Genomic DNA, 14,609 nt, shown 5'->3' with positions numbered 1-14,609 from the left:
TCTGTAATTTTAACGAATAACTTGCCCTATCATGAAGCGCGAAGTTGATTTTCTGGTAATCGGATCGGGACTGGCCGGATTAAGTTTTGCCTTAAAGGTAGCCCCTTACGGTAAAGTGTGCCTGGTAAGCAAAACCGGTCTGGACGAGACCAATACCTGTTATGCACAGGGAGGTATAGCGGCGGTAACTGATGAAAGTGATTCTTATGAAAAACATGTTGCCGATACGTTGATTGCCGGAGACGGCCTTTGCACTGAAGAAGTGGTACGAATGGTTGTTCGTGAAGCCCCCGAACAGATCCAACAGCTCATTGAGTGGGGCACAGAATTCGACCGGACGGGTGACGGTAATTTTGACCTTGCCCGGGAAGGCGGACACAGTGAACACAGAATACTACACCACAAAGACAACACCGGGTTTGAGATACAGCGGGCTTTATCGGGAATGGCCCGTAACCACCCGAATATCGAAATCCTGGAGAACCATTTTGCCGTAGATGTGATCACACAACATCATCTGGGAAAACTGGTAAAAAGATACCATTCCGATACCGAATGCTACGGAGCCTATTTGTTGGACATCAAAAAGAACAAAACTTTTGCCATGATGGCCAGGGTAACCATGATGGCCACCGGAGGTACAGGTAACCTGTACTCTACCACGACCAACCCGATCATTGCCACAGGAGACGGGATCGCCATGGTTTATCGCGCCAAGGGCATCATCGACAATATGGAGTTCATCCAGTTTCATCCTACTTCATTGTATCATCCGGGAGACAAACCATCTTTCCTGATCACAGAGGCTATGCGTGGATTTGGTGCCGTGTTGCGTACCATCGACGGTAAGGAATTCATGCATAAATACGACCAGCGAAGATCCCTGGCTCCCCGTGATATTGTGGCAAGGGCTATCGATAATGAAATGAAGGTAAGGGGTGACGACCACGTATACCTCGACGCTACACATACCTCACACGAAGGCTTGAAAAGCCACTTTCCGAATATTTACGAAAAATGCCTGAGTATCGGTATCGATATCACCAAAGATTTTATTCCTGTAATTCCGGCCGCTCATTACCAATGTGGCGGAATCAAAGTAGATATGACGGGACGGAGCAGTATCAACCGGCTTTACGCTGCAGGAGAAACGACCTGTACAGGATTACATGGAGCCAACAGGCTGGCATCCAATTCACTGATTGAAGCTGTGGTGTATGCAAATAATGCGGCCATGGATGCCATCAGGAATTTCAGGGAGTACCAAGTTCCAGACAATATTCCTGATTGGAATACCGAAGGAACGGCCCATCCGGAAGAAATGGTATTGATTACACAGAATTACAGGGAAATGCAGCAAATCATGAGTAACTATGTCGGTATTGTTCGTTCCAATCTCCGCTTAAAAAGAGCCATGGACAGGTTGCAGATCATTTATGACGAAACGGAAGCGCTGTACGCCAAAACCACCCTTTCAATCAAGCTCTGCGAACTCCGCAATATGATCAATGCCGGATACCTGGTCATCAAAAGCGCACAGGCCCGGCGTGAAAGTATCGGATTGCATTACAATATCGATTATCCTCATTCCCAACCTTTATACCAAACATTATAACACTTTTCGTTGTTTATCATAAAAGCATTCATGCTTCATTGTTTAATTGACCATATCATAAAAATATTGCCGTGAACCGGTCTGCCATTGCACACATAAAAATCATACACTGGATATCAGAAAGAATCTCACAACAAAGGCTGATCATCCTGTTAAGTTTCATTATCGGAATAGTGGTGGGATTAGCTGCCGTATTATTGAAAAATACTGTCCATGCGCTAACCCTCTTCTTTACCGGACATATCAATAGTTTTTCGGCCAACTGGTTGTATTTTATCTGTCCTTTTGTCGGTATTCTATTAACGGTCCTGTTTGTCCGGTTCTTTGTCAAAGAAGACATTGTACACGGAATCACACGGATATTATTCGCCATATCCAAGAAAAACAGCCAGCTCAAACCGCACAATATGTATTCGTCCATGATCGGCTCTTCACTGACGGTCGGATTCGGGGGATCGGTCGGGTTGGAATCACCCATTGTACTGACGGGATCAGCCATTGGTTCAAATATCGGCCAGTGGTTCAGGCTCAATTACAAAACCACGACTTTACTGATCGGATGCGGCGCTGCCGGAGCTATTGGCGGTATCTTTTCCGCGCCTGTAGCCGCTGTTGTTTTTGCGCTGGAAGTGCTCATGCTCGACCTGACCACCGCTTCCATTATCCCATTATTGATTTCAGCAGTGACAGCCACCGCTATATCCTGGCTGTTGATGGGTAAAGGAGCGGTATTCTCATTTACCGTAATGGATCCGCTCGTTTTACAGAACCTTCCCTATTATGTGGTGTTAGGGCTTTTCACAGGATTTATCGCTATTTATTTCACCAGAAGCACTAAATACATCGAAAATCTGATGGACAGGCTGGGGAAAACTTATCTGAGATGGGATAAAAAGAGCCGGAAATTTGTCAAAGAAGAAATTACCGGAAAAAGAATACTGGTTTTCCAACGCCTGATCATTGGCGGTAGCATTGTGGGATTGTTGATATTCCTTTGTCCGCCGTTGTTTGGAGAAGGTTATGAAGCATTAAAAATGATTCTCAGCGGCCGTTCGGCCGACCTGCTTAACGGAAGCGTATTTTATAACGTTAAAGACAACCAGTATTGGTTATTGGCCTTTTTATCCCTGGTACTGGTACTGAAAGTGATCGCTATGGCCGTCACCACCGGCAGTGGCGGAGTCGGAGGGATCTTTGCCCCTACGTTGTTCATGGGAGGTGTATCCGGATTCATTCTTGCCAAGGTCATCAACATGATCCCTATATTTTCCGTTAGTGACAAAAATTTCGTGATGGCCGGTATGGCCGGTATGATGGCCGGGGTTATGCATGCACCGCTGACCGCTATCTTCCTGATTACCGAAATCACGGGAGGACATGGCCTTTTTGTCCCGATAAGTTTCACGGCGGCCTTTTCATTCATTACCGCCCGTTACATCGAACCGCATTCGATCTACACCAGTCGCCTGGCAAAACGCGGCGAACTGATCACCCATGACAAAGACAAGGCCATCCTTACCCTACTTAAAACCAACAAATTGATCGAAAAAGATTTCATCACCGTACATCCTGAGGATACGTTGGGGGATCTGGTTAAATACATTTCAAAATCGAAACGAAACATCTTCCCTGTAATTGACCAAAACGCTAAATTCATAGGTGTCGTTTTACTGGATAATATCCGCAACATCATCTTCGAACCGGAACAGTATAAAGAAACGCTTGTATCCAGCCTTGTGACCCCTGCCCCATCCCTGATCGAGATCAACGAAACGATGGATGCCGTCATGAATAAATTTGAAAAAACAGGCGCCTGGAATCTACCGGTGGTGGAAAACGGAAAATATATCGGTTTTTTATCCAAATCCAAGATATTTTCCTCCTACAGGACGTTGTTGCAACAGTTTTATGAGGAATAAGCATGTCCGTATCTTCAGTCATCCACAAAAAGTATATGCGCCGGTGTATCGAACTGGCCCGGAATGCTGCCGGATATACTGCACCGAATCCGATGGTGGGATGTGTGATCGTATGTGATGATGAAATTATCGGTGAAGGATACCACCGTAAATACGGAGAACCTCATGCCGAAGTAAATGCGATCCGCTCCGTTGAAAAAAAAGAACTGTTATCCCGTTCCACGCTTTATGTAAACCTTGAGCCATGTTCCCACTATGGAAAAACCCCTCCATGCTCTGATCTCATCATAGCTCATCATATACCCGATGTCGTAACAGGAAGTTTTGATCCTAATCCGCTGGTAGCCGGAAAAGGTATCGAACGGCTACGTACTGCCGGATGCCGGGTAACCGAAAATGTCTTAAAAAAAGAAAGCGACTGGTTAAATGTCCGGTTCATGACCTACCATCTGAAAAAAAGGCCGTTCGTGTTGCTTAAATGGGCCCAGACGACAGATGGCTTCATCGATGTGATACGTAATGAATATGCAACCGGACGTCCTACCTGGATCACAAAAGGTTTTGAACGGACACTGGCACACAAATGGCGTTCGGAAGAAAGCGCCATCATGGTAGGCACCAACACGGCTTTCCTGGATAACCCGATGCTAAATTTACGCCAATGGAAAGGGCATATCCCGCTACGGATTGTGATAGACCGGAAGTTACGGCTTCCTTCTTCCCTGCATCTGTTCGACGGAAGTCAGCCAACTCTGGTATTCACAGAAAAAAAGACAGAAAATACTTCTTTTGCCGAATATGCCACCATCCCTTTCGACCAACGGCTGCCCTACCATATCCTGGATGAATTATACCGGCGAAATACGACCTCTGTACTTATCGAAGGAGGTACCCAATTACTCCAGACCTTTATAAACGAAGGTCTTTGGGATGAAGCCCGCATTTTCACCGGCAAGACAAATTTTGGTAATGGTATTAAAGCTCCTGAGATTCATGCACCGTACGATGAAGAACATTATTACCGTGACAGTAAACTGGAAGTCATCCGCAACATAAGTATCTGACCTGTAGTTGTGGATCATAGCTGAAAAATGTTTGCAATATTATGAACAAAACACAATTGCAGCCCATTATTTTTATTTGGTTTTGAGGAAGATCGCTAAATAAGTTTCAAATTAAGGAATTATTCTTCCGGATGGATGATTTTCGATACTTCCTGTTCTGTTTTAAACAGTTTTTCTTTACAACTGTGTAATAATTTAGCTGCACGCTTGATCTCTTCCGTCAATTCGTCAACATCAGTTTCCCCTTGCTCTATTTTTTCCAGAATGCGTTCAATTTCTTCTATTGATTCGCTATAATTCAATTCTTTTTTAGCCATGACCATTGATTTTGATACGATTGCAAATATACAAATTGTTAAAGAATCAAAAAAAAAACATTCTTAGCGGAGATATATCATTAAAATTATATATTTGCATGGTAATGAAAAAGTGAAAACATATTATCAAAGTATGAGTAAAACAACGACTCTGGGGGGGTTAACAAAAACCGATTTTCAGAAGAACATAGATGGGAAACAGGTAGATCTGTATATTCTGACCAATTCAAACGGGATGGAAGTATCCGTTACCAATTACGGTGCAAAGATCGTATCCGTACATGTTCCGGATAAAGACGGAAAAATGATTGATGTTGTATTGGGACATAACAATATCGAAGAATACCTGTCATCGGAAGAACCGTACTTCGGCGCCGTGTGCGGCAGAACCGGCAACCGGATCGCTAAAGGTAAGTTCACGTTGGATGGAAAGGAATACCAACTGGCCATTAATAACGGTCCCAACAACCTGCATGGAGGCATCAAAGGTTTCAATGCCGTTGTATGGGATGCCCGGCAAATTAATGAGCAGACGGTAGAGTTGACCTATGTATCACCCGACGGTGAAGAAGGATTTCCGGGAACCCTGACTTCAAAAATCAGTTACCAGTTAACAGAAGAAAACGCTGTAAAAATTGATTATGAAGCGAAAACAGATAAAGCGACCATCATCAACCTGACCAATCATTCCTATTTTAATCTTTCAGGAGCCGGTGATCCGTATATCGGAGACCACTCCTTAACCATTAATGCGGATACTTATCTTCCGACGGATGAAACGGCTATACCATACGGAAAAGCCGAACCGGTAGCCGGTACCCCTATGGATTTCCGTACACCGCATGAAATAGGCGAAAGAATAGAAGATAATTTTCAGCAGTTGATCTATGGGAAAGGATATGACCACACTTATGTGCTGAATAAAGAAAACAATGAATTATCCTTATGTGCAAGAGCCGTTTCCCCAAAAACCGGCATTACCATGGAAACCTATACCACCGAACCCGGTGTTCAGCTATATACAGGTAACTGGATGACAGGAAATTTCGTGGCCAAAAACGGGAAACGTTACCCTATGCGGTCGGCTTTCTGTCTCGAAACACAACATTATCCCGACAGTATCAATCAACCGCAATTCCCGACAGTGATCCTTCGTCCGGGTGAAACTTTCAAATCGCAAACAATATATAAGTTCTCATAAAACAAAATCAATTTTAAACCTCAAAAACAATTATTATGACACAACAACAAAAAAGTCATGTTCTACCCATCATAATGATGATCTTCCTCTTCGGGATGATTTCATTTGTAACCAATCTGGCATCTCCGATGGGTGACGTGCTAAAAAATCAGTTTACAGTGGCCAACTGGATGGGAACACTGGGTGTTTTCGCCAATTTCATTGCATATGCTGTAATGGGCATTCCGGGAGGTATTATGCTCCAAAAACTGGGGTATAAGAAAACCGCGCTGATTGCAATAGCCATAGGTTTTGCAGGCGTCGGTATCCAGACCCTTTCAGGATTGATCGACAGTAGTGCTGCATTTGGCGTGTACATTATGGGGGCATTTGTAGCCGGTTTTTCCATGTGTCTGCTCAATACAGTTGTCAACCCTATGTTGAATACGCTTGGTGGCGGTGGTAATAAAGGCAACCAGTTAATCCAGATAGGGGGTTCTTTTAATTCCTTGTGTGGAACAGCAGTTATCGTATTAGTAGGTATTTTGGTCGGTGATATCGCCAAGGCCCAGATCTCCGACGTGTATCCGATCATGTTCATTGCACTGGCTATATTTGCACTGGCTTTTGTTGTCATTGGACTGGCCAGTATTCCTGAACCTCATAAAATCACTGAAACAACCAGTGAAAAATCCCAATACAGTCCTCTTTCTTTCCGTCACTTTGTACTGGGCGCCATAGCCATTTTCGTTTATGTCGGTGTTGAGGTAGGTATTCCTAAAGTATTGTTTTCATGGCTAGTAGATGCTGATCTTAATGTTCTAGGAACAAGTCCGGAACAAGCTTCATCCATTGCAGGTTTTGTTACCGCTACCTACTGGTTCCTGATGTTGATCGGCCGTTTGTTAGGTGCTGCTTTGGGAGCAAAGATCTCCAGTAAAGTAATGCTTTCTACGGTATCTGTAGTGGGTCTGGTATTGGTTCTCTTTGCTATCTTCTCTAATGTAGCAACAAAAGTAAACCTGCCTGTACTGATGAATAATGCAGGTTCTTTGTCATTCGGAACGGCATTGGTACCCATTAATGCTGCTTTACTGGTATTGGTGGGATTGTGTACCTCCATTATGTGGGGTAGCATTTTTAACCTGGCTGTTGAAGGATTGGGAAAATACACGGCAAAAGCTTCCGGTTATTTCATGGTATTGGTGTGCGGTGGAGGTATATTACCACTTCTCCAGAATGCCATCGTCGATGTCTCGACATATAGTGTCAGCTACTGGGTAATCGTTGCCGGTCTGGCTTACTTACTCTTCTATGCTGTTGCCGGATCTAAAAATGTCAATAAAAACATTCCTGTTGATTAAATCACCGGATAAAATAAATCAAAGCCTGACAGGTTTCTGTCAGGCTTATTAATAAAATATAGTTATGGATACAACCAAAATCAAAGAAAAATTCAAATCACTGTACGGTTCGGAAGGAACCATGTATTGTTCACCCGGCCGTATCAATATCATAGGCGAACATACCGATTACAATGGTGGTTTTGTGCTTCCCGGAGCGATTGATAAAGCGATATACTGCGAAATCAAACCCAACGGAACGGATAAAGCCCGCGTTTTCGCACTGGACCTGAATGAATCGTGTGAGTTTGGCCTTGAAGAAGCCGACAAACCTGCACAACAATGGGCCTGTTATGTTTTCGGCATGTGCCGTGAAATGGCTAAAAAAGGTAAACCGGTAAAAGGGTTTGATGCTGTATTCGCCGGCGATGTTCCCCTTGGAGCTGGTATGTCATCTTCAGCTGCCCTGGAAAGTTGTTTCGGGTTTGCGTTGAATGACCAATACAACCTGGGATTTGACCGTATGGAAATAGCATTGATGGGTCAGGCTACCGAACACAATTATGTAGGTATCAAATGTGGTATCATGGACCAGTTTGCTTCCTGCCATGGTAAAGAAGGTTACCTGATGCGTTTGGACTGCCGTTCGCTTGAATTCGAATATGTTCCGTTCAATCCTAAGGGATACAGGGTAGTACTCATTAACACCTGCGTAGAACACAATCTGGCAGCCGGTGGAGAATACAACAAGCGCCGCGCTTCATGTGAAAGGGTTGTTGAAGCTATTGCCAAACGCCACCCTGAAGTGAAATTACTGCGCGATGCCAATCTCGACATGCTGAAAGAAGTGAAAAACGAAGTGGATGCAGTGGATTACATGCGTGCGGAATTTGTTGTCGAAGAGATCCAGCGTCTGTTGGATGCTTGTGCAGCCATGGAAAAAGACGATTATGAAACTGTCGGCAAGAAAATGTACGAAACACATGAAGGGTTGAGCAAAAAATACGAGGTAAGCTGTCCTGAACTGGATTTCCTTAATGATATGGCAAAAGAATGCGGTGTCACAGGTTCCCGTGTTATGGGTGGCGGATTCGGCGGTTGTACCATTAACCTGGTAAAAAGTGAGCTGTATGATAGTTTCATCAAAAAGACCACTGAAGCTTACGAAAAAAAGTTCAACATCAAGCCAAAGGTATATGATGTGGTCATCAAAGATGGCGCCAGGAAACTATAAATAATTGAAAATGGAGAATGGATAATTGAGAATTTAGCGCGAGTGATCTCACGTAGCGTAGCAAGTAATTGAAAATTATCCCGGTTATTATCGGAACAGATAATAACTGATCGCAGTCAAATAAAGAAACCTGTATAAAAATGTTTTTATGCAGGTTTCTTTTTGTAATATCGCCTCATATCCTACTGTTATCAAAAATCAATAAAAATCGTATAGTATAATTTCAATAAATAATTATACATGTTTCGTTTAGATAGCTTATAATGTGAGTGATTTAAAAATATTCAATTATCTATTATCAATTATCAATCTCATTGTTTTGTACTAATCTTGAACCTGTCTAAATACCGCAATGAGCTATCGGGAAAGAAAATATTTTATACCTTTGCGGTCAAATTCAGAAAATAGAAATTGTTTAAATACGTTAAAACATGGCAAAAGAAAAGAATTACCTGACCTGTGACGGGAACTATGCTGCAGCACACATCGCATATATGTTCAGCGAAGTAGCGGCTATTTATCCTATCACACCATCGTCGACAATGGCTGAATATGTGGACGAATGGGCAGCCAAAGGCAAAAAGAACCTGTTCAATGAAACCGTTAAAGTAGTAGAAATGCAAAGTGAAGCCGGTGCTGCCGGTGCTGTTCACGGATCATTGCAATCAGGCGCACTCACATCTACGTTTACCGCATCGCAGGGATTATTACTGATGATCCCCAACATGTATAAGATTTCCGGAGAATTGCTTCCCGGAGTATTTCATGTTTCGGCACGTAGTCTGGCTGCATCTGCGCTTTCCATCTTTGGCGACCACAGTGATGTCATGAGTACCCGCCAGACCGGTTTTGCCATGTTGGCCACAGGCAGTGTACAGGAAGTAATGGATTTGGCTGCTGTTGCCCATCTTACCGCCATCAAATCCCGTATTCCTTTCCTTCATTTCTTTGATGGATTCAGGACATCCCACGAAATACAAAAAATAGAGGCGCTTTCTCCCGAATCCCTGTCCGGACTGCTGGACTGGGAATCAGTAAAACAATTCCGCGACAGGGCGCTCAACCCTGAACATCCTGTAACAAGGGGGACCGCCCAGAACTCAGATATTTATTTCCAGTCGCGTGAAGCTGCCAATAAATTTTACCTTGCTTTACCTGACATGGTAGAAAACTACATGCAGGAAATACAAAAAATCACCGGACGTGAATATCATCCGTTCACTTATTATGGCGCTCCGGATGCAGAAAACATCATCGTTGCCATGGGTTCTATCACGGATACCATCAAAGAAACCATAGATTATCTCACAGCACAGGGTGAAAAAGTTGGTTTGGTTTCAGTCCATCTTTACCGTCCGTTTTCAGCCAAATACTTTTTCAAAGTATTACCCAAGAATGTAAAACGCATCACTGTCCTTGACCGGACAAAAGAACCCGGTGCAAATGGTGAGCCTTTATATCTGGATGTAAAAGACCTGTTCTATGGAAAACCCAACGCACCGATCATCATCGGCGGGCGTTACGGACTTTCTTCCAAAGATACCACTGCAGCACATATGTTGGCCGTTGTGGACAACATGAAAATGAACGAACCGAAAAACGGTTTTACTGTAGGTATCGTTGATGATGTGACTTTCTTATCCTTACCACAGCGCCCGGAGATTAACATCATGCCTAAAGGTACTTTCCAGGCAAAATTCTATGGTATCGGCGGAGACGGAACAGTGGGTGCCAATAAGAACTCCATTAAAATTATCGGAGAAACGACGGATAAATACTGTCAGGCATACTTTGCGTATGACTCGAAGAAAACCGGTGGTATCACCATTTCACATCTTCGTTTCGGTGACTCCCCCATTCGCGCGCCTTACCTGGTAGGAACACCCGATTTTGTGGCTTGCCATGTATTCCCGTATGTACATCAATATGATATCATCAAAGGGCTTCGTAAGGGCGGAACATTCCTGCTCAACAGCAAATGGGATGCTGCCACCACCTGTGAAAAATTACCCAATAAGATCAAAAAATACCTGGCGGATAACGATGTTTCTTTCTATATCATCGATGCCATCAAAATTGCCGAGGAAGTCGGTTTAGGAAGTACACGTACCAATACGATCCTCCAATCCAGCTTCTTCAAGATTTCCGGAGTGATTCCATATGATCAGGCTGTTAATGAAATGAAGGAAGCCAATCAGAAATCATACGGACGTAAAGGTGAGGACATTGTGAAAATGAACAATGCGGCTGTCGACCGTGGTGGAGAAGTCATCAAAGTAGAGGTAGATCCGGCATGGTCCAAACTGGATCCTGACGCCGATGTTGCCCCGGTTGATCCGAAACGCCCGGAATTCATCACGAATGTTGTTGATCCTATCAATGGCCAGCGCGGTGATGATCTTCCGGTAAGTACATTTATCGGACGCGAGGACGGAACATTCCCGCAAGGGACATCTGCTTATGAAAAGCGCGGCATCGCCGTACATGTTCCGGAGTGGGTACCATCCAACTGTATCCAGTGTAACCAATGTGCTTATGTATGTCCTCATGCAGTGATCCGTCCGTTCCTGCTTGATTCCAAAGAAAAAGCAGGATTACCAGGCAACGCTCCTACGATTGCAGCCATTCCGCAAAAAACATTCGAAGGATTGGAATTCCGCATCCAGATCAGTCCGTTGGATTGTACGGGTTGTGGTAACTGTGCCGATGTATGCCCTGGGAACAGGGGTAATAAGGCATTGTTAATGAAACCTCTCGAATCCCAAATGAAAGAACAGGAAATCTGGGATTACACGGTAGAAAATATCACTTATAAAGATGCCATTGTTCCCAAAGAACAAAATGTAAAAAACAGCCAGTTTGCACAGCCGCTCTTCGAATTTTCCGGAGCTTGCGCCGGATGTGGGGAAACGCCATATGTTAAACTGGTTACCCAGCTTTTCGGGGACAGGATGATGGTAGCCAATGCTACCGGATGTTCATCCATCTATAGCGGATCTGCTCCTTCTACGCCTTATTGCACCAATGCACTCGGACAAGGTCCTTCATGGGGAAATTCCCTGTTTGAAGACAATGCCGAATACGGATTCGGTATGGCTACCGGAGTAGATAAAATGCGTGAACGTATCTCCCGCCTGATGGACGAAGCTGTTGAAAGCGGCAGTTGCTCCGGTGAGGTGAAAGAAGCATTCAATGCGTGGAAAGCTGCTGAAACAGCTATCGAAAGTAAAAAAGCATCTGCAGACCTGCTTCCGTTACTCCAGAAATGTAATTGCCCTGCATGCAAAGAAATCTATGACCTGCGCCAATACCTGGTGAAAAAATCGATATGGATCATCGGAGGTGACGGCTGGGCATACGATATCGGATACGGCGGATTAGACCATGTGCTGGCTTCCGGCGAAAACGTAAACGTACTGGTACTGGATACGGAAGTGTATTCAAATACCGGCGGACAGGCTTCAAAATCAACACCGGTAGGCGCTATTGCCAAATTTGCAGCGGCAGGAAAACGCGTCCGTAAAAAAGACCTGGGCATGATGGCCATGAGTTATGGTTATGTGTATGTAGCACAGGTTGCCATGGGCGCCAATCAAAGTCAATACCTGAAAGCGTTAAAAGAAGCTGAAGCATATGACGGACCGTCATTGATCATTGCCTACGCTCCTTGTATCAACCATGGGTTACGTGCCGGTATGGGTAAAACGCAGGAACAGGAAAAATTAGCCGTTGCCTGCGGATACTGGCAAATGTACCGCTATAACCCAATGCTCGAAGCAGAAGGAAAGAATCCGTTCCAGCTTGATTCCAAAGAGCCGGACTGGACCAAGTTCCAGGAATTCATCCTGAGTGAAGTCCGTTATTCTTCCCTGAAAAAACAATTCCCGGCCGAAGCAACGGAACTGTTCAAATCTGCAGAAGAAAACGCAAAATGGAGGTACAACAATTATAAAAAGTTGTCATCCAGCGCAGAATGACCTGTATGATCAAATAATAAAAGCCGGGGGAAAATCCCGGCTTTATTTTTATCCCCCTTTTCAAACCTATTCGTCATCCAAAGTAGATATCTTCAGTGAATAATAGAGGCGAAAAAACTGTAATTTATTTTTGGACCATTGATAAATTTGTATCCTTACAATTATAGATAAGTACAAGATATAAATTAAGCACTCAGTGCCATTTATTGTTTTCTTAAGTCACATTGATCAAATGAATTACGTTCAGAAAATATGACATTAATTGTTTTATATTACTTAGTCTACTTTAAAATGATATACTCAAGTATACCGGGTTTGACCTACGGCAGTCGGCGTTAGGAAAATCCGAAGTGAAGGGCATCAAAAACAAAATCTGTTTGAGCGATAGCGAACTTAGCGTTAGCGTTCTCACCGCAGGTAGTTATTTTGTTTTGCCCGGAACAAAGGATTTTTAGCCAGGACTGTCGTAAGTCTTGATTTTTACTCACCATAAATTGGTTTATATGGTGTTCGTGAGACCGCTTCGCTAAGTTGCTTCTTTGCATCAAGGCAACGGCGTGAGCCCTCATGAACACCATAAAAAATAATACTATAATGTGAATAAAGAAGAGTGAAATAATATAAACTAATTTCCAACATATACTTACAGGCAAATAAATATAAAAATGGATAGTCATTTATTGGGTAAAAAATTAGATTTGTTACTTCTTACCGGGCAGCTTTTGATACAAAGCCTGGCCGACAGTAACCGCGTAGACCGGAACTTACGGAGAATCGCCGTTTTTATGGGGATACCCGAAGACAGATTTCATATGCACATCATGTATACGACATTGATGATCAATATCAGTGAAGGTAGCCGGTCTATCACGAAGTTCAGGAAATGCCAGAACCATAGCGCCAACATGACGGTATTATCTGAAATCAGCAAATTATCGTGGAAAGCACTGGAACAAAAATATTCGCTAGAACAATATGAAACGGAACTAAATAGAATCGCTTCTTTCAAAAAGAATTACCCCAGATGGCTGGTTATTACTGCTGTGGGTGTTGCCTGTGGCGGATTTTGCAAATTATTCGGATGTGACTGGCCGGCCGTACTGATCACATTCGTAGCTTCCTCGATCGCTTTATTTGCACGCCAGGAAATGCATCACCGCCAATTTAACCCATACATCAATGTAGCTATATCTTCCTTTATTGCGGTTTTAATATCGTGTTCGTCAACATTTCTACCCATCAGTGATACACCCTATCACCCTATTTTTGCCAGTGTCCTTTTTCTTATACCCGGCTTCCCGTTGATCAATTCATTGGATGATATGATCGATGGTTTTACGATTGTCGGTGTGACACGGATGGTGATCGCTTTTCTGACGATTGCCGCCATTGCATTCGGAATGTTCTTCGCACTGAAAATATTGAATTTCAATGACTACACCACATCGCTTATTCCGTACGACCCATGGTTTCTGGTCGCTTTATTTGCGGCATTTGCAGCAACCGGATTCGCCATCCTGTTCAATGTCCCCACGCATACGCTGCTGGTCTGTGCTTTACTTGGCGCCATAGCCGTCACCACCCGTAATTTGTTGTTCTATCATCTCGGCTGGGGGCTTGCCTTAAGTAGTTTCTGCGGATCTCTAACGGTAGGGATGGCTTCCATTTATCTGGTACATAAAGTACATGTCCCTGCACATGTGATATCGATACCTCCTATTATCCCAATGGTTCCCGGAGTATTGATGTATCAATCCATCATCGGGGCGATCAATTTCAATGCCAATGCCCCGGAGATCGATCAGCTTCCTATACTGATCGACACATTCGATTCATTGGTCAAAGTGATCATGATACTTTTCGGACTTTCCCTGGGAATAGCGATTCCCAATATCGCCGGAAGAATATATACGGCAAAACTGAAACAAAAACGAATCACCCGGGCTTTGGCTGCATAAAA

9 protein-coding genes are annotated in these 14,609 nt (G+C 43.7%); 8 read left to right on the top strand and 1 reads right to left on the bottom strand.

Features of this window, described 5'->3' with window-relative positions; genetic code table 11:
* Window positions 1-31 precede the first annotated feature (31 nt).
* The 3 genes from nadB to ribD all read left to right on the top strand — a co-directional run bounded on the left by nadB (window position 32) and on the right by ribD (window position 4,598).
* The gene (gene nadB / locus LBQ60_03990) at window positions 32-1,615 is read left to right on the top strand and encodes an L-aspartate oxidase (protein MDR2037063.1); all 1,584 of its coding nucleotides are present in this window, start codon (window positions 32-34) and stop codon (window positions 1,613-1,615) included.
* A 71-nt stretch (window positions 1,616-1,686) separates the two neighbouring features.
* On the top strand, window positions 1,687-3,534 hold the full coding sequence (locus LBQ60_03985) for a chloride channel protein (GenBank protein ID MDR2037062.1): 1,848 nt from the start codon (window positions 1,687-1,689) through the stop codon (window positions 3,532-3,534).
* A 2-nt stretch (window positions 3,535-3,536) separates the two neighbouring features.
* A complete protein-coding gene (ribD, locus tag LBQ60_03980; GenBank protein MDR2037061.1) occupies window positions 3,537-4,598 on the top strand; it encodes a bifunctional diaminohydroxyphosphoribosylaminopyrimidine deaminase/5-amino-6-(5-phosphoribosylamino)uracil reductase RibD in 1,062 nt (353 codons plus the stop codon).
* A gap of 119 nt (window positions 4,599-4,717) precedes the next feature.
* Here the strand turns inward: ribD and xseB are convergent, their stop codons facing one another.
* A complete protein-coding gene (xseB, locus tag LBQ60_03975; protein ID MDR2037060.1) occupies window positions 4,718-4,915 on the bottom strand; it encodes an exodeoxyribonuclease VII small subunit in 198 nt (65 codons plus the stop codon).
* 133 nt (window positions 4,916-5,048) lie between these two features.
* On the opposite strand from xseB, the gene LBQ60_03970 reads away from it, so the two are divergent.
* From LBQ60_03970 to LBQ60_03950, 5 genes are all read left to right on the top strand, one after another.
* Window positions 5,049-6,116: a galactose mutarotase gene (locus LBQ60_03970; GenBank protein MDR2037059.1), complete on the top strand. Its 1,068-nt coding sequence runs from the start codon at window positions 5,049-5,051 to the stop codon at window positions 6,114-6,116.
* Between the two features lie 35 nt (window positions 6,117-6,151).
* Window positions 6,152-7,459, top strand: a complete 1,308-nt coding sequence (locus LBQ60_03965; protein ID MDR2037058.1) for an MFS transporter — start codon at window positions 6,152-6,154, stop codon at window positions 7,457-7,459.
* A 64-nt stretch (window positions 7,460-7,523) separates the two neighbouring features.
* Window positions 7,524-8,672, top strand: coding sequence for a galactokinase (gene galK / locus LBQ60_03960; protein MDR2037057.1), 1,149 nt, complete (start codon window positions 7,524-7,526; stop codon window positions 8,670-8,672).
* 431 nt (window positions 8,673-9,103) lie between these two features.
* The gene (gene nifJ, locus LBQ60_03955) at window positions 9,104-12,649 is read left to right on the top strand and encodes a pyruvate:ferredoxin (flavodoxin) oxidoreductase (GenBank protein ID MDR2037056.1); all 3,546 of its coding nucleotides are present in this window, start codon (window positions 9,104-9,106) and stop codon (window positions 12,647-12,649) included.
* Between the two features lie 665 nt (window positions 12,650-13,314).
* On the top strand, window positions 13,315-14,607 hold the full coding sequence (locus LBQ60_03950; GenBank protein ID MDR2037055.1) for a threonine/serine exporter family protein: 1,293 nt from the start codon (window positions 13,315-13,317) through the stop codon (window positions 14,605-14,607).
* Window positions 14,608-14,609: the final 2 nt, after the last annotated feature.

It is taken from the genome of Bacteroidales bacterium (genome assembly GCA_031275285.1).
Classification (GTDB): domain Bacteria; phylum Bacteroidota; class Bacteroidia; order Bacteroidales; family UBA4181; genus JAIRLS01.
Note: the sequence above shows the minus strand (reverse complement) of the source record. Positions and strands in the feature narration are given on the sequence as shown.

What these genes read in the sequence shown, in the direction of transcription:
- nadB (MDR2037063.1), top strand. Translation starts at nt 32, where the DNA reads ATGAAGCGCGAAGTTGATTTTCTGGTAATCGGATCGGGACTGGCCGGA.
- ribD (MDR2037061.1), top strand. Translation starts at nt 3,537, where the DNA reads ATGTCCGTATCTTCAGTCATCCACAAAAAGTATATGCGCCGGTGTATC.
- xseB (MDR2037060.1), bottom strand. Translation starts at nt 4,915, where the DNA reads ATGGCTAAAAAAGAATTGAATTATAGCGAATCAATAGAAGAAATTGAA.
- LBQ60_03965 (MDR2037058.1), top strand. Translation starts at nt 6,152, where the DNA reads ATGACACAACAACAAAAAAGTCATGTTCTACCCATCATAATGATGATC.
- LBQ60_03970 (MDR2037059.1), top strand. Translation starts at nt 5,049, where the DNA reads ATGAGTAAAACAACGACTCTGGGGGGGTTAACAAAAACCGATTTTCAG.
- galK (MDR2037057.1), top strand. Translation starts at nt 7,524, where the DNA reads ATGGATACAACCAAAATCAAAGAAAAATTCAAATCACTGTACGGTTCG.
- nifJ (MDR2037056.1), top strand. Translation starts at nt 9,104, where the DNA reads ATGGCAAAAGAAAAGAATTACCTGACCTGTGACGGGAACTATGCTGCA.
- LBQ60_03950 (MDR2037055.1), top strand. Translation starts at nt 13,315, where the DNA reads ATGGATAGTCATTTATTGGGTAAAAAATTAGATTTGTTACTTCTTACC.